Origin of the sequence: Desulfopila inferna, from assembly GCF_016919005.1 — a bacterium.
Taxonomy (GTDB): Bacteria; Desulfobacterota; Desulfobulbia; order Desulfobulbales; family Desulfocapsaceae; genus Desulfopila_A; species Desulfopila_A inferna.
In genome coordinates this window covers 219677-242651 of record NZ_JAFFQE010000003.1, presented here as the reverse complement: position 1 = coordinate 242651, position 22975 = coordinate 219677, and the positions used below count along the sequence as shown (strand labels likewise).

Genomic DNA, 22975 nt, shown 5'->3' with positions numbered 1-22975 from the left:
CTGCAGAGCCGCTGCTGATAGAAACCGGTTTCTGTGCTGCTGCTCTCCACAGTCCCCACCCTGACCTTAAACTATCATCAGCGTATGATGGAAACTGCCTCGGGCTTGACCGCCTCAAGACCCTCTGTATCAATATATTCGAGAAAATTCGGAATGCTCTTCTCCGCGTGGAGGATATTTTTTTGCATCCATCGTGCCTGGTCCTCCAGGGCCAGGATGAGCGACTGGTCGAGCCGCAATGAAAAACGGTGCTGATGCCAGATGGTCCCGATATCTTCGGCATCATATCCAAGAAATTCCTGCATAATCTCTTGTGCTTGGGTCTCATTCTCTATCAGGAATTGTTCGGCTTGCAGCAGTGAGTTCATGAACTTCTTTTTAAGTTCGGGATATGCTGCAGACCATTTCCTGCTGGTAATCAGTACGCAGTACATCGGCTGTCCGCTCTGGACGTCCCAGATCTGTATAGCATCCCCCATAGTGTTTGAGATATCCAGAACATAAGGCTGCCAGGTGACCAGAGCATCAACCCTGCCCTTGGTCATAGCTTCAACCGCATCCGGAGCCTGGACTTCCTCGACAATAACGGAATCTTTATCGAGCCCCTGCAGGTCGAGAAACCGGCCGAGATTGAATTCAGCCGCAGTCCCGACCGCGACCCCGATTCTTTTGCCGGAAAAATCTTTTGGGGTGACAATTTCCCCATCTGCGCGAGCGATCAGCTTCATATGCATAAACCTGTCGATGCTGCCGAGAGTGCAGATTTTTCTTCCGGCAAAGGCATATCTGACTATAGCGAACTCGGCAGTGGTGGAAAGGTCGGCCTCTCCGGACAGCATCGCTTCAGTTGCTGCCGCTCCCGAAGGATAATGGTCTTTGATGATCAGCCTGATGCCATTGTCGGCAAAAAAATTCTGTTTATGGGCAACATAGATCAAAGTGTTGACCGCTGTTGCCTCCATTGCGATGGTGATGGAATCCTGTTCTTCCGAAGCTGCCCCGGCGGAAATCGCTCCCGGCAAGAGGGAGGTTGGCAGCAGAAAGAGGGCGATGATATACAGCAGCCTGCATTTTAAAGATCGGGTATACTGAATATTCATTGTCGATGCTCCCTGCAGCTGTCTTTTTCAGGTCTTGTTGTACTCCCGATCCGTATGATGGGATGTATGAAGACGTTTTTCCGTATATCCATCTTCAACGGTTAAGGTATCGCATTTTCTCATTGAGTTCAATAACTACACCATGATTATCATCTTGATGACCCCCTTTAAATTTGCATTCCTCATCAGCAAGACAGAAATTTTGATAAAAGAGGCTCTCCGTTTCGGCCCGCCGACAGGAGGCTAAATCCTCTTAATAAACCATCGGAATAAAAATGCCAGGATTGACCGGTCAAAAAATGCACCATCAGGCTACATCTTTCCTGATTTGAAGATCGAGATGATCAGCCAAAGCCCGAGAAATGTGGCTATGCTGTAGCCCAGGATACCCAGCAGAGTGGTGAGAGAAACACTGAAATCGCCCAGGGAGATATTCATGATCGGGTCAGGGGAGTTGAGCACCAGGGAGCCGGCAATGGTCGAGGCAGCGATGATTATCGCTGTCACTGCTCGATTGAGGCCGCGTTCAAATTTATTGGCAATGGACTCGAGGCCCCGGTGGCGAATCTCGAGGCGGTGCCGGCCTTCGGCGGTCCGTTTGAAGATGGCATGGGTAAGGCGGGGCATCATCTTCAGGTAGGTACCCATGGTCCGGGTGTCCCGGCCCATGTTCTTGAGGAGACTCTGGGTGTCGTAGCCGCGCTGCACCAGCTTTTTGGCGTAGGGCCGGGTGACCTCCAGGATACTGGCGTCGCTGCCCAGTATTTTACCAAGTCCTTCTGTCTGCACGAACGTTTTGAGGAGCAGAAGCAGGTTGCGGGGCAGACGGATGTGGTATTTGTAGGCTACCCGCATCACCTGTTCATAGACGTCTTTTACTGCAATCGTCTGCAGGGAACGACCGTAGAATGGTTCGCTCATATCCTTGAGATCCGCTCTGAAACGCTTGAGGTCGATAACTTCCTCGTCGATAATACCGGCATCGCGGAAGGCGTCCATGATCATGTCGTAATCGTGTTCGGCATAGCCGAGGAAGATATTGGCCACCTGGGTCATGGTTTCTTCGTCCAGGTAGCCGATGATCCCGAAATCGACCAGGCTAACCCGGCCGTCGTACATGACGATGGTATTGCCGGGATGAGGATCGGCATGGAAAAAGCCGAAATCCATGAGCTGGCGGGAAAATGAGCGCAAGCCGATCATGGCGACTTCCTTGGGATCGATGCCGGCCTGGCGGATTTTCTCGACCTCGTCCATCTTCATGCCGTCGATATACTCCATGACCAAGACGGATTTGGATGAGTAATCCCAATAGACCCTGGCGGTGTAGATCTCTTTGCTGCCCTTGAAATTAGCGGCGAATTTCTCGATATTGCCGCCCTCGATATACATATCGAGCTCTCTGAAAATAGTGCGCTCGAATTCCTTCACCAGGTTGATGAGGCCGATGACCCTGGCAAACTCGAACATCTTTTCCAACCTTTCCGCAAAAAACCGCATCACATGAATGTCATCGCGGATTTTGATCTCGATTCCGGGCCGGATAACCTTGACGGCCACGCGGTCGCCGTTCTTAAGTCTTGCTTCATGGACCTGGGCCACGGAGGCGGCAGCCATGGCCTCGGGTGAAAATTTCGAGAAGATATCGCTTAACCGCACCTCCAACTCGGCTTCAATCACATCCCGGATGGAGGAGAATGGTACCGGTGGGATACTGTCCTGGAGCTTCTTGAACTCTTCGGTATATTCTACAGGAAAGACGTCCGCCCGGACGCTCATCAGCTGACCCAGCTTGATAAAACTGGGACCCAGCTCTTCCAGCATCCGGCGGATGCGGGCGGGTGAGTGGAACGCCGGTGAAATTTCCGGTGTGGTCTCGGCATCTTTTTTCCGGGATCGCTTAAACATCCGTTCGATCACATTGCCGTAACCATGTCTGACCAGTACTCCGGTAATGGCCCCGAAGCGGCGTAGTCCTTTCATATGGTGGTCATTCCTTTTATTGCACGTGATCAGGAGTTAATCTTCGCTTCCATTGTCCGGAGCGATCTTTTTCCAGCGGTCGGCCACATCCTCGAGTTTGGCAGGATCCTCTATGTAGCTCTCCACCAGGCCGCAGGACACGCAGATATAATTATCCAGTGCGGCCATCGAGGTCAGACTGATGGGGATGGCATTGCTGCCGAACGGGCCGCTCTTCAGGGGAATGTCGGCACCGGAATAAATTTCTTTGGCACCGCAACGTGGACATTGACCGTTTTTCATCTTCATGTACTCCTGGTTAAGGGAAAGATTGATGGCTTCATAACAAGCCCGATCTATGTGGTCGTAGAGTTCCAAAACCAAATTAATCTTAGCCGATTGGTGCCATAGCGGCAATTTTTTTCTCTTAAACCGGAGTGTTCATTAGATTCCCTGGCCGGAGATTATTCGCTGTTATTTCGTGGCAGGGTAATTGTGAAGGTGCTCCCCATACCGGGTGTACTGGACACCTCGATTCGGCCTTTATGGGCCAGGACGATATGTTTGACAATGGCAAGTCCCAGACCTGTTCCGCCTTCTTTTCTGCTACGGGCCTTATCGCTTCTATAAAAACGTTCGAAGAGGCGGGAGAGATGGTTTGAGGCAATTCCTACTCCCGTATCGCTGACGCTGATTTTTACCACATTCCGGCCATGATCTGCGGCAGACGATGCCGTGACGTCTATCCTGTCTCCTTTTCTGCTGTATTTAATCGCATTGACCAGCAGATTGACCAGGGCCTGTTCCATTAGCGTTTCGTTGATTTTCAGCTGAATCGATTCAGGACAGGCCAGTGAAACCGAAATATCCTTCTCCGCCGCCAGTCGTCCGCAGGTTTCTACCGCAACCTCGAGCACTCTGCAGAGGCTGCTCGTCTCCAGCTTGATCTGATTTTCCTCGGCTTCCTGCTCGATTCGGGAGAGCACCAGAAGATCCTCGATAATTTCGTTGAGGCGCTCTGCCTGTCGCATAACCGTTTTTAGAAATCTGACGGCATCCTCTCTGTTTTCCAGGGCACCATCGAGCAAAGTTTCAACATAGCCGCGAATGGAAGTTATCGGTGTACGCAGCTCATGGGAAACATTGGCCACAAAATCACGGCGTACATTTTCAAGCCTCCGCAGCTTGGTTACGTCATTGAGGACCACCAGAATACCAGGGATCCTGTTCATCTGGTCATTGAGAGGAACAATATTGGTTTGCAGGAATCTGTCGCCGCCATTATCGGAATGAACGATCTCGTCCTGCAGTGAGTAACCGGTCCTGATCACCTCCTTGATCTGTTGCTGAAGTTTGACATTGCGCAGCACCTCCGGGACCATCTTTCCTCGAGCAAAATTCTCCTCGATCCCCAACAGCTCAGCCGCGGCTGTATTGATATTTATGACGTGCTCGTGGCTGTCTATGGCAATTACGGATTCCACCATGCTCGAGAAGACAGTCTCGAGTTCATTTCGCTGAGACTTGATGGTCTCGATCCGTTCGTTGAGCTGGGCCGCCATTTTCTCCATAGCGGTGGCCAGCGTCACCACTTCCAGTGAAGCGGATCTTTGAAAATTGGTCATTTTTCCGGAAAAGTCCCCATTCGAGTATCGTTCTGCCGCCCGCTTAATTTCCTCGAGGGGCCTGCTGATATTTCGAGAGACCAGCAGGGAGGCGGCAGCGGCCAAAAAAGCAAAAAGGAAGACGCCGAATAATATCTTGCCAAAAATATCCTGCAGCGCAACTTCGATAGCCTCCACCGCAACCGACATCCTCAGGATTGCCTGAATTTCCGTGGTAGCCGGTAAAGCTGTATCCCTTTTCCACCCGTCAAATATCGGAATGGCGACGTAAAGCATCTCCTGTCCCAGGGTCCTGGAAAAGCGCAGCGATTTACCCGTATTTCCCTGCAGAGCGGCTCTGACTTCCGTCCTGGTGTGATGCAGCTCCATGGTGGAGGGATCCTCATTGGAATCAGCCACTACCTTGCCGTCAGGTCTGATGATCGTAATGCGGGTATTGGCTTCTCTGCCCGCGCTTTTGCTGTACTGGCGCAGTCTGGTGATCTCATCCTGCTGCAGCATTTCCAAGATGAGGGGCTTGACCAGGTGTGCCCGGGAGATGAGCCCTTTTTCCAACTCGTCGAGATAAAATGATTTTAGCGATGCTCTGCCGAACCAGGTAACACAGGCCACCGTCAACAGCAGGATCAGAAGATTGGCCGGAAAAATCTGCCAGATGAGTTTTCTCTGCTTCATGATATCTCACCATCTTCCTCTTCCCGGCTGGTCTTCAGGCGATAGCCGATTCCCCTGACGGTCTCGATCATCTTTCCCGCTCCTCTCATCTTTTTGCGCAGTCCGAATATCTGTACATCGATGGCCCGGGGAGTGATTAGAAAATCATATCCCCTGACCGAGTCAATTATCTGCTGACGGGTAAAGACCCAACCCGGCTTTTTGGCGAGAAAGGTCAATATACCGAATTCGGTCATGGTCAGTTGCAACAGCTCTTCACCCAGCCGAACCTCGTGCCGTGCCGGATCGATGCTCAGGTTGTCAATGGTAAGCGTCTGCCGGTAGCCGGCACCTTTATTTTCCTTGCCCTGTTCGCTACGGCGCAGGACCGCTTTAATCCTGGCTATGAGAACTTTGGGACTGAAGGGTTTGGGAATATAATCATCGGCGCCGCTTTCCAGCCCGACAATGATGTCCTCCTCCTCCCCCTTGGCGGTCAGCATGATGATCGGGGCGCTGGTGATAGTGTCTTTTTTGTTTTTCCGTAAATACCTGCACACTTCTATTCCGGAAAGCCCCGGCAGCATAAGATCGAGGAGGATGCAGTCAAAAGATTCCCTCTGCAGACACTCGAGGGCCTCTTCACCGGAATCGGCGCAGGTGACATTAAAGCCCGCTCTGATCAGGTTGTAACTGACGAGCTGTTGAATGTCGCTGTCATCTTCAACTATCAGAATGTGGTGTTTTTTCATTTAAGAATCTTTGTGTTGAATTTTGGCGCTCCTATAAAAACCTGGAGTGACGGCAGTACACTATGTCTCCTGTTCGCCTGCTTCTCACAAAAAGATGCTTTATTTTGATCACCCCTGCAAGAGCTTTCTCCCTCACTAACACAATCCTAATATTCTTTTAACAGAGCGGAAATAATCATCCTCTATCTTCTCAGCATGGACGAAAAAATGAAACCATGTACTGAGAAGGAGTCGATCGATACCATGCAGCCATATTACACATTCCACAATGAGCTGGAAAATCTCAATAAAAAGCTTCTGGAACTCAGCTCGAAGGTTGAAGACCGGGTGCGAAAGGCCGCTCAGGTAATTCTTACTCAGGATCAGGAGACCATTCAGTCTATCATTCTCTCCGATTATGAGATTGATGAGATGGAAATTGAAATCGAAGAAGACTGCCTGAAGATAATGGCTCTACACCAGCCGGTAGCAGGCGATCTTCGTTTTCTCATTACTGTAATCAAGATCAATAACGAGATAGAACGCATTGCCGATATTGCGGTTAGCATCGCCATGCGGGTCGAGACGATTTCCAAATGCCGGCCGCTCGATGTCAATTTTGATTTTCAGACCATGTCGGAAAAGGTGACCACGATGCTGCGCATGAGTCTTGATGCTCTGGTACAGCGTAATGCCCAGGCGGCAAGAGAAGTCTTTCTGATTGATGACGAGGTCGATTCCCTCAGAAATCAAGCCTATAAGCATATTACCCGCATGATACCGGCTTATCCGCTTCATGCCGACTGTCTGATTAACACCTACCTGCTGGCCAGGCACCTGGAAAGGATAGCAGACCGGGCGACCAACATAGCCGAAGAGGTGGTCTATCTTGTCGAGGGCACCATTATAAGAACAGTTTCATAAAGAATGAGTGAACCTCAAAGAAATCTCTACTGATCTGTTACCGATGATCTATAACTACTTTATACCATTATTGCTGCTTCTCTCCTATATCGTCTATGTGTTAGGAAAGACCCGTGCGCTAAAATTTGCCCGGACAGGGACGGGCGGAAGAGTACTCCATTCCCTTCCCGGGTATCACGGGATTTTTGCAGCGATCTGGTGCGGTCTGCCGGCTCTTATACTTTACGGTATCTGGCAGATTATCGAGCCGGGCATTCTAACATCGCTCATCACCCGGAGTCTTCCTCCCGAATCTCATGATCTGTCACCTGCACGACTGGGCCTGATCATCAACGACATCAAAAATGCTGTGGCCGGAGATATTATTGTCGGCGTCGACAATGTCGTGGTCAGAGAGGCTGCCCATACCTATCTCAATCTACAGGAAAATTTCAGGTCGCTAATAAGCTATATATTACTGGCAGTGATCTGCATCTGCTCCTTTTATGCCTACACTAAAATCAAGCCTGCCCTAAGGGCGCGCAATATTGTGGAAACGCTGGTCCGATATTTTCTGATCGGTTGTTCGGCAATAGCCATACTGACAACCATCGGCATAGTGTTCTCCGTTCTTTTCGAGGCTATACGTTTCTTTAAAATTATTCCGGTCTCTGATTTTCTATTCGGCCTGGACTGGAGCCCGCAGATGGCAATCCGTGAAGGCCAGGCCGGCTCTTCCGGTGCCTTCGGGGCGGTGCCTGTATTTGCCGGCACCATGCTTATTGCCCTGATCGCCATGATGGTTGCTATTCCGGTTGGTCTGATGTCGGCTATCTATCTCTCTGAATATGCAGCCGGGAATTTTCGGACAATCGCCAAACCACTGCTTGAGATCCTCGCCGGAATCCCGACTGTTGTCTACGGTTTCTTCGCTGCTCTGGTTGTCGCCCCGATGATACGCGACTCCGGGGAGGTGTTCGGGTTGAACGTCGCTTCGGAAAGTGCACTGGCCGCCGGCGTGGTAATGGGCGTGATGATCATTCCCTTTGTCTCGTCTCTTTCCGATGACGTGATTCATGCCGTTCCGCAGACCCTTCGCGACAGCAGTTATGCTCTCGGCGCCACCAAATATGAAACCATCCGCAGCGTGATAATACCTGCAGCCCTTCCCGGAATCGTTGGAGGTGTCCTCCTCGCCGTTTCCAGGGCTATCGGGGAAACCATGATTGTGGTCATGGCGGCGGGGCTCTCGGCAAACCTGACGGCTAACCCATTTGAGGCGGTCACCACCGTTACCGTGCAGATTGTGACGCTGTTGGTTGGTGATCAGGAGTTTGACAGCCCCAAAACACTGGCGGCCTTCGCTCTTGGTCTGGTTCTTTTTGTTTTTACCCTCATTCTTAACTTTATCTCCCTGCGTGTTGTCAGAAGATACCGGGAACAATACGAATAGGCTAACTGCGAATCAGTATAAAAAGGTACTTGCTTCATGAATGATCACCAACATATTAACGCAACCATTCAGAAAGGGCTGCATCGGCGCTATCGTGCCGAGCGGTTCTTCCGCAAAATGGGAATTACCGCGATACTCTCGGCGCTGCTCTTTCTGCTGTTTCTTTTTTATTCCATTATCTCAAATGGCTACAGCGCTTTCCTGCAGACATATATCGCTCTGGACATCTCTTTTGACGAAGAGGTATTTGCCCATGAAAACCTCTTAGCCGCCGATTTTCCCGGGCTTGTCAAACAAAGTCTACGGGAAGAATTTCCCGAGGTTACTTCGCGGGAAGAAAAAAGGAAGCTCTACCATCTGGTAAGCCCCGGTGCCCCTTATGCCCTGCGGGACCTGGTGGCTTCAGATCCCGGTCTTATCGGCACCAGCCGGACCGTCTGGGTTCCGGCCGATGATGATGTCGACATGTATATGAAGGGGAAAATAGATCCGACCATGCCGCAATCCCAGAGGCGCATCTCCGACAGCCAGCTTGAGTGGATCGGCAGCCTGGAAACCACTGGAAAAATCCAAAAAAGGTTCAACACCATCTTTTTTGCTTCCGGAGATTCCCGGGAGCCTGAGCTGGCGGGCATAATGAGCGCTCTGAAGGGCTCTGTCTATATGCTTTTAATCACACTCGGCCTCTCCTTTCCCATTGGTGTCGCCGCAGCTGTATACCTTGAGGAATATGCACCGAATAACCGCTGGACCGACCTCATAGAGATCAACATCAACAATCTGGCAGCGGTACCATCCATTATTTTCGGACTTCTGGGACTCGCTGTTTACATAAACTTTTTTGGGTTGCCCAGATCAACGCCCATTGTCGGAGGGCTGGTATTAACCCTGATGACCCTGCCGACCATAATCATAGCGGGGCGTGCCTCGCTTAAATCGGTCCCTCCTTCAATTCGCGAGGCGGCTCTTGGTGTCGGAGCATCGAAGCTCCAGACCATAATTCACCATGTTCTGCCGCTTGCCTTGCCCGGCATGTTGACAGGGACAATTATCGGCATGGCTCAGGCACTCGGTGAAACGGCACCGCTGCTGATGATCGGCATGGTGGCCTTTATTGTCGATGTTCCCTCAAGTTTCACCGATCCCGCCACGGCACTGCCGGTGCAGATTTTTCTCTGGTCCGATAGTCCCGAACGTGCCTTCACCGAAAGAACATCGGCGGCGATCATGGTTCTGCTGGCCTTTCTTATACTCATGAACGCAACTGCAGTGGTGTTGCGGAAAAAATTTGAAATCAAATGGTAGCACCGGGGGAAACCCTTTATAGAAAAATTAACACAACTCATTCAGGAGAAAAAACAATGAAAGTAAAAAGCATTATTGCAGCAGGTGTATTCTCACTGTCCCTTATGGGCGTGAATGGTGCCCATGCGGCACGTGACTACATTTCGATCGTCGGTTCCTCAACCGTATATCCTTTCGCCACGGTTGTTGCGGAGAATTTTGGTAAATCGAGTTCATTTAAAACCCCGAAAATCGAATCCACCGGCTCTGGCGGCGGCTTCAAGCTCTTCTGTGCCGGAGTGGGCGTCTCCCATCCCGACATCACCAATGCCTCCCGCGCGGTAAAAAGTTCGGAGCTGGAAAAATGTGCGGCAAACGGCGTCAAGGATGTTGTTGAAGTAAAAATCGGCTATGACGGCATTGTGCTGGCCAACTCCAAAGAGACAGAGCGTATGGAATTAAGCCGCAAGGATATCTTCCTGGCACTGGCCAAAGAGGTACCGGATCCTCAAAATCCGGAGAAACTGATCAGTAATCCGTATATGACCTGGAAAGATGTCAATGCATCCCTTCCTGCTACAAAAATCGAGGTTCTCGGTCCTCCTCCGACGTCCGGTACCCGTGATGCCTTTGTCGAACTGGCGATGGAAGGTGGAGCAAAAACATTCGCTAACCTGGCGGCGTTGAGTAAATCGGACAAAAAGGCATTCAAGAACATTGCCCACACCCTTCGTGAGGATGGGGCTTATATCGAGGCGGGCGAAAACGACAACCTTATCGTCCAGAAAGTGCAGGCCAACCCTGCCGCTCTGGGTATTTTCGGATTCTCCTTTCTCGATCAGAATACCGATGTTATCCAGGGTTCGACCGTGGACGGCAAGGCTCCGACTTTTGATAACATTGCCGAAGGTGAATATCCGGTATCCCGGCCGCTGTTCTTTTATGTAAAAAAGGCTCACATGGACGTTATCCCCGGAATAAACGCCTTTCTTGCGGAATTCACATCGGAGAAAGCCTGGGGTGATGAAGGATATCTTACCGACAAAGGCATGATCCCCATGCCGGTGGAAGAGCGAAAGGAATATGCCGACAATGTTAAGAATCTGAAAACTATCGAAATTCAATAATGATGGACTCGTAAAAGCTGGATCTACGTCGTTGTCGATCTGAACATGTACTGCCAAATAGACGTTTCAGATACTACGCCTACCATCAAGCTTTTTTCCCAGTCCATCTCGGTCACTTGGCTGGTCTCCCTGTTTGCGGGCGGGGAGATCAGGCCTGCAATTTTAGCTTCCATCGGAAGCCACCTCAACCATTGAGTAATAATTATGGTAACTTTAGCAACCAATCTGGAGGCACAGCCCTATACAGCAGCATTTCTCTCTGAAAACGAAGCCGTTGGAAAAACGGAATCGAAAATGGAGGAGCAGCGATTACCTGTGGGCCAACCTTTCGTTGAATCCCCCCGAATGACCTGCCGGAATGTAGGTGTCTATTATGACGGGAAAAGTGCGATACGTCATGTCAACATTGATGTCGGACGCAATGAAGTACTGGCCATGATAGGGCCTTCCGGCTGCGGCAAAACTACGTTTTTGCGCTGTCTCAACAGGATGAATGACACCGTCGCCGGCTGCCGGGTTGAAGGGAGCATACTCCTGGACGGCATGGATATTTATGGTAAGTCCGTCGATGTCGTTCCTCTTCGTGCCAGGATCGGCATGGTTTTCCAGAAACCCAATCCCTTCCCGAAATCAATCTACGATAATGTCGCCTACGGACCGCGCATTCACGGATTGACCACCAGTGCGGCAGAGCTGGATGAGGTTGTGGAGAATTCCCTGAGGCGTGCCGGATTATGGGAAGAGGTGAAGGACCGGCTGCAACAGCCGGGAACAGGTCTGTCAGGCGGTCAGCAGCAAAGGCTGTGCATTGCCAGGGCCATAGCGGTGAGCCCCGAGGTCATTCTCATGGATGAGCCCTGCTCGGCGCTGGACCCTATCGCCACTGCCAAAATCGAGGAGCTTATTGCCGAGTTGAGGGAGCAGTTTTCCATAGTCATCGTTACTCATGCCATGCAGCAGGCTTCCCGGGTATCGCAGCGTACAGCCTATTTCCATCTTGGCGATCTGATGGAGGTCGGCGCCACCACGAGGATTTTCACCAATCCCCGTCACAAGCTGACAGAGGATTATATCACCGGGAGGTTCGGGTAATCCCCGTAGAGCATCTGAAGGTAAGCTTTTCAGCCATGGGTGAAATTGATGGACTCCACCTTTTCGCTGATGCCGCGGTTGAGAACTTCCCGGTTATAAACAGCTATCACATTTCTGCGCTTGATCATGCCGATGACCCATCTGCTCTCGCGGTCATCCACCACGGGTATTTCTTCTATGCCTTTGACGTCAAAAACCTTCATTGCCGTATAGAGTGTGTCGTCATGGGTGAGAAAGATAACATTTCTGTTGCATATCGAGCCCACCAACTGACCGACGCGGTCACGGTAATCGCTGTGGATCAGGTTTTTGATATCCTGCATCGAGACGATACCGGTCAGTTTGCCCGAATCATCCACTACCGGAAAATAGAAGCTTCTCTTGGCCATGCGGAAGATCTCGAAGAGCTGATTGATGTTGGCACGTTCGCTGATATAATCGACATCTTCGGTCATCGCCGCGCCGACACGCAGTGATTTCATAACGGCGGCCTCACGGCCTTCATGGATATCGATGCCTTCGCGGCTGAAATCGACAGTATCGATCGAGTCTTTGTTAAAGGTGCGCGCCACCATGGTGCCGATGATCGAGGTGAGCATCAGCGGAACGATGATCAGGTAATTGCCGGTCATCTCAAAAAGAAGGAAAATGGCGGTCATCGGGGCGTGGGTCGAGGCGGCGAGAAAGGCGCCGATTCCCACCGTGGCATAGGTGCCGGGATCTGCCGTCATCGTCGGCACAAATTTGTTGGCCACCGAGCCGAAGGTGCTGCCGAGCATGGCGCCGATAAAAAGGGCAGGTGCGAAAACGCCGCCTGCGCCACCCGATCCCAGAGTGATGGCGGTGGCAAAAATTTTCAGGAAAACGAGGGCGAAAAGAAGCCGGAAGGCACCTTCGCCATGCAGAACATCCTCGACAAAATCATAGCGGTCGCCCATGACCTGAGGAAAGCCGATACCGATGATGCCGATCAACAAAGCACCGCTGATTGGCTTGAGCAGAGGATGAATTTTCCATTGAAGATATTTGTCGCGCACAAAGTAAAAAATCCGGATATGGAAGACCGCGACCACTCCCATAATAACGGCCATGATCGCATAGAGAGGAATCTCGACATAGGGGTTGACCAGGGTATATTCCGGGATAAAAAAGGCCGGATGGGCGCCGTAGTACGCGCGGGTAAGAACCGTCGACATGGAGGAGGCAACAACCAGGGCAGCGAAGGAAGATACCTCAAAGGTGCCCAGCAAGACAATTTCCGAGGCGAAAAACACCCCTGCGATGGGGGCGTTGAACATACCGGCAATGCCTCCGGCACAGCCCGCGGCGATGTAAACCTTCCTGCGGTTGCCCGAGACCCTGAAAAACTGGCCCACCTGAGAACCCATGGCCCCGCCGATCTGAGCTATGGGGCCCTCCACTCCGGCGGAGTTGCCGGTGCCGATGGTTAAAGCGGTAGAGAGGATCTTCAGGACGATGGTTCGGGCTTTGATGTAGCCGCCCTCGAGATTAACCTTGCGCAGAAATTTGGTGAACCCATATCCATTGACCTCGCCGGGAAAGAGAAGGGAGAGCGGGATCAGCAGAATCATACCCGAAATAGGGATCAGCGGCAGCAGCAGAAGATTCCAGCCGCCCTGGTCGATGTTGAGGAGTTCGCTTCCGCCCACCAGAAATACCTCATTGGTAAAATCGACGACGGTGCGGAAAATGATATTGAGAAGACCCGCCATCACGCCTATAAAGGCGGCAATGAAGATGATTCGGGTATTTTCACCGGGAATAAGGCTTGAGTATTTGAGCTTCATTGTTTTCGGGGTATTTTACAACCAATCTTGGCAGCCTGTTGAAGAAAAAAGTCATCTGTCATTCCGGCTATGAAATCCCTGACCATTGCCTCGGGGGAGTGTTTTCTGCGATAGGTCTCACCCATATCCGTCATCAGATCAACCTGAGGAGAAAATCTGTTCCTGTCCTTTTTCAGGTGGTCGAGAAAAGAGGCAAAGAGTTTCTCGTAACAGTTTTTCACAAGTGGAATATACTGCTTAGTCACGGGGTTGAGGTAGATATGGGTATAGTTGAATTGTTTGAGTTGATAGAGCGCCTCGGAGACCTTTTCGGAAAAGCCCACTCGAGGTATCCCGGTAAAACCGTATTCGCCGGGTTTCGGCACGGAACTTGAGGCTATGAGATCCGTCACCAGGGAGTAGACAATGGTGCCGTTGGTTTCGCCAAGTACTTCCCTGCAGTGGGTGGGAATGTCGGAACGTTTGATAAGTCCCAGAATGATGGCATCTTCAATATCTCTGCCGATATAGGCCACGGTATCCGCCAGCCGAACCACGCAGGCTTCCAGGGTCATCGGCACAAGGTTCAGGCTCCGATCCTTCTCCTTGGCCTTGAGTTTTCTCTCGAAATCGCTGAAATCGGAGATGGAGGCGGAAGTCAGTTGTTTCGCATGGATTTCTCCATCGTGACAGAGTATGCCGTCAAGGGTCTGCAGGGTAAGGTTCCAGCCTTTTCCCTTCCTCTCCAGAGCGTCGAGGAAACGGACGGACTGAATATTGTGCTGGAAAGGCGAGAGACCATGGCGTTCGCATATTTCCGAGAGAAAATTCTCACCCTCATGCCCAAACGGCGGATGACCGATATCATGTCCCAGAGCGATTGCTTCGGCCAGATCTTCGTTGAGGTAGAGAAAGCGGGCTATTGTCCTGGCAATTCTGGAGACCAGCTGAACGTGAAGAATCCTGTGGGTGATGTGATCATTGGAAACCAGGCAGAATACCTGGGTCTTGTCGATGTACCGGGAATAGGCGCGTGAGTGCAATATTCTGTCGGCATCAAGTGAAAAGGATTGCCTGTGACCGGTTTTTTCCTCCTCGTTTCTCCTCACGGCATCGACCGAATTAGTCGCCGCGGGTGAAAGGCTGTGTTGTTCAGCCGCATTCAAGTCGTTAAGTATATCTAGTAAATCAGACATTTATCCATTAAATGTTGTATGTGTCGCCTGCGTTGTCTTTTCTTTCCGCTTTTCCGGAGGACATCTTCCATCGGGAAGAGATCTACCTTAGTTATAGAGCACAGAAAATACAACCGGCATGTGTCAAGAAAAATAATATTTCTGATTACCTTAAACTCAGTATTCCAGCCCAGGGCCGGGACTGCTCTATCGGGACGCCATAACCCGCCTATGGGGGCTTCGCTGCAGCCGTCCGGGCTGCAGAGACCCGTGAAGAGAGCTGCGACCTTGATCTGAGGATTAGGGCTGATCAGGATAATGTATATTTCTTTGATCCAGCGGCTATCCGCAAGGTCGAGGAATAACAGGGCACGGCAGAAGAGGTGATGAAAAATCGCCTGTCCGTTAATACTTGCAGAGTGGGTCTCTATATCTTAAGTTGAGCCTGTTTATTTGATGGCAGGTTTTTGGTAAATTCCAGAGTCCATCTCGGTCACTTCGATCACTTTTTATGAGATTATCAGGAGTAAAGCAACAGATAAACAGGAGGAGGATGTCATGGATGTCAGAATAGAGTATTGTGCCAGATGAAATTATAAACCGCGAGCTTCCAGTTTGGAAAGCGAGCTGAAAAGAGAGTTAAGTGCGGAAGTAGAATGTGTAGCAGGCTCCAGCGGTGCCTTTGAGATCAGTGTTGAAGGCAGGAGTTTATTTTCCAAGAAAAATCTCAAGAGATTTCCCCGTGACGGAGAGATCCTCGCACTGATAAAAAAAATGAAGTAAAAGCGAGTTTCTGTGCAAAAATTAACGTGTTTATGTGTCCATCCGGATCAATGACTATTTACGAAATTATCCAACCTGGGTTAGCTGAGCAATGTTATGTGAACTGAAAGTTGAGAATCTCGCTCTCATCGAGTCGCTTCATCTATCTTTTGATCCCGATGACAGTGCGGCACTTGTGGTGATGACAGGTGAGACCGGTGCGGGTAAATCCATCATGCTCCGCGCCATTAAAATGCTCACCGGCGACAGAGCACAGGCGGACTGGGTCCGCAGCGGCGCGAAACAGTGCACGGTCGAGGCGTTGTTCGAAGTGAGCCCCAGTCACAGGCAATTGCTCGGTAAACTCTCCGCGGGGGGATTCGGTGATGAGACCACGGTGATTATCAAGCGGGTCATCTCCGATAAAGGGCGCAGCCGGATTTATATCAATAGTTCCCTGGCCACCGCCAAAGTGGTACGGGAGCTTACTGACTATCTCATCAATGTTGCCAGTCAACATGATCATCAACAGCTTCTCCAGCCGCATCTTCACCTCGACTTTCTTGATACTCTCGGTGAGCACTGGTGGGAGCGGACTGAGCTGGGAGAGCTCTATAAAACCTATCGGAGCCGAAGTGCCGAGCTGGCTGATCTGAAAAAACAGGAACAGGACAAGGAGCAGAAACGCGACTTTCTCAGATATCAGCTCAGCGAAATAGAGGAGGCCGCCCTGCAGCCGGGTGAAGATGAAGAGCTGGCCGTTGAGAAAAAGAAGCTGAAAAATTCCGGCAGCCTGATAAAAATCAGCCAGGAATCTTACAGGATATTCTCATCGACAGTGTCGGATGAACTGAACCTGATCAGGAAAAACATGGAGCAGATAGCCGAGCTTGATGGAGATGCCCTTGCTTTGACCGAAAGTATCAGTGGTTATTGTTTCCAGGCTGAAGACATGATAATGGAACTGCGGCAGTATCGCGACTCATTGGAAAGCGATCCTTATCGTCTGGAACAGGTCACCGGACGGATCGACCTGGTCCAGAGAATGAAGCGCAAGTATGGTGAAACCATAGAGCTGGTTCTGCAATGCGCCAGGGAAGCGGAGGTCGAGTTGGAACGTTTGGACAATCTGGAAAGCCAACTCACCGAGCTGGAGCAGGAAGTAAAAAGGCTGCGCGCTGAGCTCATCCAAAAAGCCCGGGAACTCAGCACAAAAAGAAAGGCCACTGCAGAGCATATTGAAGATGCCATGGAGAAAGAACTTCATTCTCTTGCTTTTAACCAGGCGGCAGTCGAGGTGCGGTGGCAGGGAATTGCCGGGAGTGTCGACGAAATCGGGCCTGCCGGCTGGGACAAGGTTGAATTTTATTTCTCCGCTAATCCCGGTGAGCCTTCCCGACCGCTTGCCAAAATAGCCTCCGGCGGAGAATTGTCCCGCCTGATGCTTGCCCTCAAATGTCTGCTCGCCCGCAAGGATATGGTTGAGACCGTGGTCTTTGATGAAGTTGATGCGGGCATCGGCGGGGAAGCTGCGGAAGCCGTCGCCAGGAAAATTCAGGAACTGGCTGGTCACCATCAGGTTTTCTGCATCACTCATCTCCCGCAGATTGCCGCGCGGGGGACTGCTCATTTTCGTGTGCACAAGAGCGTCAACGGTGGCCGTACGCTGTCGTTGATCACCGCGCTTTCCGAAGGAGAGCGTGAAATAGAAGTTGCCCGGATGCTGGCGGGAGATTCCCCTACCGATCAGACCCACGCCTGGGCCCGTGAATTACTAACAAAAAGCCAACTGCTACAGACAGGAGATCCGGTCGAAAATACCGATCCGCCGTCATAGCTTATCCAGCTGAACTGAGTGGCAGTTTTCAGATGTAAGGCAACTAATATAAATATATAGCAGGACTGAATGACTAAAGAAGTAACCGCGCTGTCTCTTTTTTCCGGCGGCCTCGACTCCATCCTTGCCAGTCGGGTCGTAGCCTCTCAGGGAATTAAAGTAATAGCCGTAAAATTTGTTTCGCCTTTTTTTGATTATGACATACTTCAGGATATCCAGGGGTATAAAGAAAAAATCAGGAAATTATATTCTCTCGATGTGTTCGTTGAAGATATCACCGAGTCTTACCTGGATCTTCTTCATCATCCGGTCCATGGGTTCGGCAAAAATTTCAATCCCTGCATCGACTGCAAAATTTTCATGTTTGAAAGGGCGCGCCGGATGATGGTGGAACTGGGTGCTTCCTTCCTGATCTCGGGAGAGGTGTTGGGCCAGCGTCCCATGTCGCAGCGCCGGGATACCCTCAATGTTATCGAACGTGATTCCGGCAGTCGGGATATACTGCTGCGGCCGCTCTCGGCTCGGCTTATGAGACCCACCAGAGCGGAAGAGCAGGGACTGGTTGACCGGCAAAAGCTTCTTGACTTCAGCGGGCGCGGGCGTTCCCGCCAGATTGCCCTGGCAAAAAGTTACGGCATCAGCGAGTTTCCTGCTCCGGCAGGCGGCTGCCGTCTGGCGGATCCGATTCTCAGCAAACGTTTTGCCGCCATTTATGGCGGTGATTTTGTGGTGCCGCCCGAGAAGATCGAAACGGCTGATATTCTCTGCCTGATGACCGGCCGGCAGTTTCTTCTGCCCGGCGGAGGCTGGCTGGTTCTGGGCAGGGATGAAATGGATAACGATCGGCTGACATCATTGAAGAGGAATGACGATATCCTGATCTGCATGGAGAGCCATCCCGGTCCGAGGGCACTGTTGCGCAGGACCAGCCTGCTCTATCAGGACCGCGCCCGGTTGGCAGCGGATATGGAACTGGCCATGGGACTGGTGGTGCGTTATGCCAAAAAGGTGGATGGGAGGCATGTCCCGCAGAAAATCGTGGTCCGTCAGGATGGCGAGACCCGGACGATAATACGTGATCCTCTGGTGGGGGAGGAATATCCTGACTGGATGATTTGATCGGCAGGTAGTCCACTGGCATATACCGTCTTTATTTTCCCCATAACGTTTCAAGTATCTGGAGGTATTTATGCTCCGTGGAGGCTTTGCGGATCTTTTTCAGCATTTTCTCATTTTCCGGAAATGATTTGATGAGGTAGGCCCAGATCTGCTTCATTTTGCTGAGCAGATGGCCCGGACCGTTATGTCGTGTTTGCAGCTGATCATAGAGGTCGTCGTGAAATTCCCGGATCTTCTTTTTCTTTTGCTCGGGCGGAATCAGGATGCCGCGAATATCCGCAAGCAGGAAAGGATCAGCCAACGCTCCCCGGCCGATCATCCAGCGATCGACTTCCGGAAATCGGCGAGAGAGCTGCTCAAAGTCAAGAGGCGTGAGGATATCGCCATTGTAAACCAGAGAATGGCTGGTGAGCGCCCGGCATCGCTCAAATCCATCAGGGTCGGCATGTCCCCGGTAGAGCTGTTTGCCGATCCGCGGATGAATGATGATCTCCTTCAGTGCAAATTCCTCCAGCAGCGGCAGCAGTTTCTCCAGGTCGCCGGCATGTTCATAACCAAGTCTGGTCTTGACTGAGATCTCCGCCGACAGTTCAGCGCGAACAGCTTCGAGAATCTCTATGATTCGTTCAGGGTGTGGCAGCAGGCCCGAACCACGCTGTTTGCCGGCAACCATCGGGGAGGGGCATCCCAGATTCCAGTTGAGGTGCGCATAACCGAGGTTCTGCAACCGTTTACCCAGGACTATAAAGTCTTCGGCGGTATTGTAGAGGAGCTGCGGAATAACCGGCAGATTTCCGGTATTATTCTCCGGGAGAATGTCGGCAAGCAGCTTATCCTTGAAATTAGCGAAACGCTGGGGATTGATGAAGGGTGCAACGGCTGCATCGAAAAATGGAAAATGGCTATGGTAGATAGTGCGAAACAGAGCATCCGTCACGCCAAGGATGGGAGCAAGGTAGAAAAAGTGAGATTGTGATTGCTGCATGCCTTATTATTTACCACAGGTGTGATGGACTCGTAAAAAAACTCGATATTACACCCAAGTATAGCGAGGTTTCTCGAAGTCAGAGTTTATGCCCGTCCGAGCATTTATTGCAGAGTCCATCCCAGCGACTTCGATGATTTTTTTTTTACGAGATTATCAAGGGAGATTTCTCGCAAGAGACGCATTATATCATTATATTCGGCAGAGTTCACTCTCGAATGGACATAGTCCACTCTTTTTAAACAAAAGTATTTGTCATGGAGAATTCTCATAACACGCAAGGTTCTGCGTCTTTGACGCACTTTCTCCCTCAAGCACTCATGAGGGCAGTGGCGCTGGTGGAGAAGCACCATTTTCCCTTCTATATCACCGGCGGAACCCTGAGGGACCGGCTGCTCGGCAGGAATCCCGCGGATTTTGATATTACCGTGAAAGAGGGTGCTCTGCAATGTTGCAGGGATTTGCTGCATGTTTTGCATGGCGGCGCTCTGGTCAAACTGGGCACGGATACGGAGGAAGCGGCGAGAGTGGTCTGGCAGGGCAACTGCATTGACTTCTCAGCCTTCCGGAAAGGAGCGCAAACAATTGAAGAGGAACTTCATCATCGTGATTTTTCCATCAATGCCCTGGCCGTGGAGCTGCGTCACAGCCATGAACCCTGTGCCCATCTTATCGATCCGCTGGGCGGCCTGTGGGATCTCCGGGAAGGTATTTTGCGCTGCTGTCCCGAGGCCTTTGCTGATGATCCTCTGCGCATGCTGCGGGGCTATCGGCTGCGTGCCGAATTAGGTTTTACCATGGACAATGAATGTATCACCATGGTGAGGCAGCACTGCAAAGAAATCCGCAAGAGTGCTATGGAGCGTGTCCACTATGAGCTTGACAGGATCATGTCGACAGCTTCTGCGGCCGAAGTTTTTAAAGATATGGCCGGAACAGGCCTGCTCTGGGAGATACTGCCGGAGCTTGAAGAGGGCGTGGGCCTCGAGCAGCCCGGCTACCATCATGAGGATGTTTTTCATCACAGCATTCTGGCGCTGCAGTGCCTTGACCGGGTGATGGCCGAGCCAAACAGGTATTTCGCCGAACACGCCGAGACGGTAACAGATTACCTGGGTGATGATGCGCGCCGCAGACGTTTACGCTGGTCAGCTCTTTTTCATGATTTGGGCAAGCCCTCAACCTTTTCATCTGGTACAATGGGTGGCAGGATAACCTTTTACAATCATGACCGGGTCGGCAGAGAGATTTTTGCAGATATTGCCCGGCGGTTGCGCATGAGCAGGGTGGAGGCGGAAAGAATCGGTTTGCTTATAGAGATGCATATGCATCCTTTTCATCTCAGCAATGTGCGCAGAAAGGGTCGACTCAGCCGCAGGGCGCTCCTCAGGATTTGCAAAAAAGCGGGAAATGAGCTGCCGGGACTGTTTGTGCTGGCCATGGCGGACAGTCTTGCCGGACAGGGAGAGTTGAAACCTGCTGATATGGAGCAAGAGCTTTCCTGCCTGTTTGATGAAATCAAGACCGCTGATGAAAAGCTGGTGCAGCCGGCACTCCATGGCGAGAAGCTGGTAACGGGAAATGATCTTATCGGGATTTTTCATCTTTCACCGGGGCCTTACTTCAGGGAAATTCTCGATGAGCTGGAGGTTGCACGGGTCGAGGAAAAAGTCCGGACCAGGGAAGATGCTTTATCCTGGGTAGGAAACTATATTGAAAATGATAACTAAATGGTAACTATTCTGCAGCATACCGCACCCGGAGTCGGAGTTTATGCCCGTCAGGGTGCTTACCTCTAGACAGTTATAGACAGCTGGTTGGCCAAATAATACTGATCAACCTGAATAGTTACACTAAATGATAACTAAAGGAGATTATGGTGAACTTCTTTGGACTTGTCAAAGAATGGCAAATGGGCTAAAACGTGCGTAAAGTAAGCGATTATTATTCAAAAAAGGCAAAAAAAGACAAGTATCCTGCCCGCTCGGTCTATAAACTCGAAGAAGTGCAGAGAAAATACCATCTGTTGCGCAGAGGCGACAGTGTTCTGGATCTGGGCTGCTATCCCGGAAGCTGGTCACTCTATGCTGCAGAGATAGTAGGACCTAAGGGGATTGTGGTGGGGGTTGACCTGGAGCAGGCCGAAGACCGGAATCGTCCGGAAAGTGCCGATATTCAATGGATATGTGAAGATATCACCAGGCCGGAGATGATTGTTGCTGTCAGGAAGATCCGCCCGGCTTTCAAGGTCCTTCTCTCGGATCTGGCACCTAAGACCACGGGCAATCGCTGGGCAGATCATCAGCAATCGATTAATCTGGTACGCACCACACTTATGCTTGCCGAGACATTGCTCCATCCCAAAGGGCATTATCTGGTCAAAGTTTTTCAAGGTGAAGACTTCCCCGCTTTCTTTGACGAGGTCAAGCAAAAATTCAAAATGGTAAAAACCATCAAGCCAAAAAGTTCGCGGACGGAGAGCCGGGAGGTTTTTGTTCTGGGAATGGAATATGAAAAATAGTATGGGTTGATAGAGACTATTACCACGACTTCAACTGTAAAATAGGCAGCGCAGGATGCTGTTGTTACAAGGATATTAAAAATAGGTAGAAAATATGTCAGGACATTCTAAATGGTCAACTATTAAGAGAAAGAAAGGTGCAATAGACGCCAAGCGCGGCAAAATTTTCACCCGGCTGATCAAAGAGATCACCGTTGCGGCAAGAACCGGAGGAGGTGGTGATCCGGACGGTAACCCGCGCCTGCGCTCGGCAATTGCCACGGCAAAGGCAGAAAATATGCCGAAGGAAAATATTGCCAGAGCGATAAAAAAGGGCACCGGTGAAATTGAAGGCGAAGTCTACGAGGAAATCCTCTATGAGGGATATGGGCCCGGCGGTGTGGCCGTGCTCGTCGAGTGCATGACCGACAACCGTAACCGCACTGTAGCCGACATCCGCCATTTTTTTGCCAAGAGTTCCGGAAATCTCGGTGAATCAGGCTGTGTGGCCTGGATGTTCGAAAAGAAGGGTCTGATTCAGGTTGATAAAGAGAAGTATTCGGAAGAGGAGATCATGGACCTGGCGTTGGAGGCCGGAGCCGATGACGTCATTGAAGAGGATACTGAGTTTCAGATATTGACCGAACCGGAAAATTTCACTGAAGTTCGCGATGCGCTGGAGGAAAAAGGTGTTGAGTTTGTCGAAGCCGCGGTTACCATGATCCCACAGAATACCGTGGAAATCACCGAGGAAAATCCTGCCAGAGCCCTGATGAAACTTCTGGAAAACCTGGAAGATCACGATGATGTACAGAACGTTCATGCCAACTTTGATATCGATGAATCCCTGATGGAGCAGATCTCCTGAGGATGTTTACC

At 51.0% G+C, this 22975-nt stretch carries 18 protein-coding genes and 1 pseudogene; 11 read left to right on the top strand and 8 right to left on the bottom strand.

The features are described 5' to 3' along the window. Positions 1-77: 77 nt before the first annotated feature. The 5 genes from JWG88_RS09325 to JWG88_RS09305 form a co-directional block, all read right to left on the bottom strand. Positions 78-1100 (bottom strand): ABC transporter substrate-binding protein, encoded by a 1023-nt coding sequence (locus JWG88_RS09325; RefSeq protein WP_205233460.1) that lies wholly within the window; start codon positions 1098-1100, stop codon positions 78-80. A gap of 312 nt (positions 1101-1412) precedes the next feature. Continuing rightward, positions 1413-3083, bottom strand: coding sequence for an ABC1 kinase family protein (locus JWG88_RS09320; protein WP_205233459.1), 1671 nt, complete (start codon positions 3081-3083; stop codon positions 1413-1415). 36 nt (positions 3084-3119) lie between these two features. Next, complete coding sequence (locus JWG88_RS09315) at positions 3120-3365, bottom strand: hypothetical protein (protein WP_205233458.1); 246 nt, start codon at positions 3363-3365, stop codon at positions 3120-3122. 161 nt (positions 3366-3526) lie between these two features. Beyond that, on the bottom strand, positions 3527-5362 hold the full coding sequence (locus tag JWG88_RS09310; RefSeq protein ID WP_205233457.1) for an ATP-binding protein: 1836 nt from the start codon (positions 5360-5362) through the stop codon (positions 3527-3529). Continuing rightward, positions 5359-6093 carry a response regulator transcription factor gene (locus JWG88_RS09305; RefSeq protein WP_205233456.1) on the bottom strand — a complete coding sequence of 245 codons (735 nt, stop codon included), beginning with the start codon at positions 6091-6093 and terminating at the stop codon, positions 5359-5361. The genes JWG88_RS09310 and JWG88_RS09305 overlap by 4 nt, the downstream gene beginning before the upstream one ends. A gap of 207 nt (positions 6094-6300) precedes the next feature. On the opposite strand from JWG88_RS09305, the gene phoU reads away from it, so the two are divergent. The 5 genes from phoU to pstB all read left to right on the top strand — a co-directional run bounded on the left by phoU (position 6301) and on the right by pstB (position 11931). Continuing rightward, complete coding sequence (gene phoU / locus JWG88_RS09300; protein ID WP_240194364.1) at positions 6301-6996, top strand: phosphate signaling complex protein PhoU; 696 nt, start codon at positions 6301-6303, stop codon at positions 6994-6996. 43 nt (positions 6997-7039) lie between these two features. Next, entirely contained in the window at positions 7040-8428 is a 1389-nt protein-coding gene (gene pstC / locus JWG88_RS09295) for a phosphate ABC transporter permease subunit PstC (protein ID WP_205233455.1), read from the top strand. Positions 8429-8464: 36 nt separating this feature from the next. Beyond that, a complete protein-coding gene (gene pstA, locus JWG88_RS09290) occupies positions 8465-9733 on the top strand; it encodes a phosphate ABC transporter permease PstA (RefSeq protein WP_205233454.1) in 1269 nt (422 codons plus the stop codon). 56 nt (positions 9734-9789) lie between these two features. Further along, a complete protein-coding gene (locus JWG88_RS09285; RefSeq protein WP_205233453.1) occupies positions 9790-10839 on the top strand; it encodes a PstS family phosphate ABC transporter substrate-binding protein in 1050 nt (349 codons plus the stop codon). Between the two features lie 294 nt (positions 10840-11133). After that, positions 11134-11931 carry a phosphate ABC transporter ATP-binding protein PstB gene (gene pstB, locus JWG88_RS09280; RefSeq protein ID WP_240194393.1) on the top strand — a complete coding sequence of 266 codons (798 nt, stop codon included), beginning with the start codon at positions 11134-11136 and terminating at the stop codon, positions 11929-11931. A gap of 29 nt (positions 11932-11960) precedes the next feature. Here pstB and JWG88_RS09275 read toward each other — a convergent pair whose 3' ends face one another. Beyond that, positions 11961-13739, bottom strand: coding sequence for a chloride channel protein (locus tag JWG88_RS09275; protein WP_205233451.1), 1779 nt, complete (start codon positions 13737-13739; stop codon positions 11961-11963). Beyond that, positions 13736-14914, bottom strand: coding sequence for a deoxyguanosinetriphosphate triphosphohydrolase family protein (locus JWG88_RS09270; protein WP_205233450.1), 1179 nt, complete (start codon positions 14912-14914; stop codon positions 13736-13738). The genes JWG88_RS09275 and JWG88_RS09270 overlap by 4 nt, the downstream gene beginning before the upstream one ends. Positions 14915-15496: 582 nt before the next feature. Between JWG88_RS09270 and JWG88_RS21910 the strand changes: the two are divergent. From JWG88_RS21910 to JWG88_RS09255, 3 genes and pseudogenes are all read left to right on the top strand, one after another. Then, positions 15497-15676: pseudogene (locus JWG88_RS21910) on the top strand (SelT/SelW/SelH family protein); the annotation flags it as partial. Positions 15677-15767: 91 nt separating this feature from the next. Then, a complete protein-coding gene (gene recN, locus JWG88_RS09260; RefSeq protein WP_205233448.1) occupies positions 15768-17492 on the top strand; it encodes a DNA repair protein RecN in 1725 nt (574 codons plus the stop codon). Positions 17493-17561: 69 nt separating this feature from the next. Continuing rightward, positions 17562-18611, top strand: coding sequence for a thiamine biosynthesis protein (locus JWG88_RS09255; RefSeq protein WP_205233447.1), 1050 nt, complete (start codon positions 17562-17564; stop codon positions 18609-18611). Between the two features lie 31 nt (positions 18612-18642). Here JWG88_RS09255 and JWG88_RS09250 read toward each other — a convergent pair whose 3' ends face one another. Beyond that, positions 18643-19596: a tRNA dihydrouridine synthase gene (locus JWG88_RS09250; RefSeq protein ID WP_205233446.1), complete on the bottom strand. Its 954-nt coding sequence runs from the start codon at positions 19594-19596 to the stop codon at positions 18643-18645. 293 nt (positions 19597-19889) lie between these two features. Between JWG88_RS09250 and JWG88_RS09245 the strand changes: the two genes are divergently transcribed. The 3 genes from JWG88_RS09245 (at position 19890) to JWG88_RS09235 (ending at position 22964) form a co-directional block, all read left to right on the top strand. Continuing rightward, complete coding sequence (locus JWG88_RS09245) at positions 19890-21326, top strand: tRNA nucleotidyltransferase/poly(A) polymerase-related protein (RefSeq protein ID WP_205233445.1); 1437 nt, start codon at positions 19890-19892, stop codon at positions 21324-21326. 194 nt (positions 21327-21520) lie between these two features. Further along, on the top strand, positions 21521-22117 hold the full coding sequence (locus tag JWG88_RS09240; RefSeq protein WP_205233444.1) for an SAM-dependent methyltransferase: 597 nt from the start codon (positions 21521-21523) through the stop codon (positions 22115-22117). Positions 22118-22211: 94 nt separating this feature from the next. Further along, a complete protein-coding gene (locus tag JWG88_RS09235) occupies positions 22212-22964 on the top strand; it encodes a YebC/PmpR family DNA-binding transcriptional regulator (protein ID WP_205233443.1) in 753 nt (250 codons plus the stop codon). Positions 22965-22975: the final 11 nt, after the last annotated feature.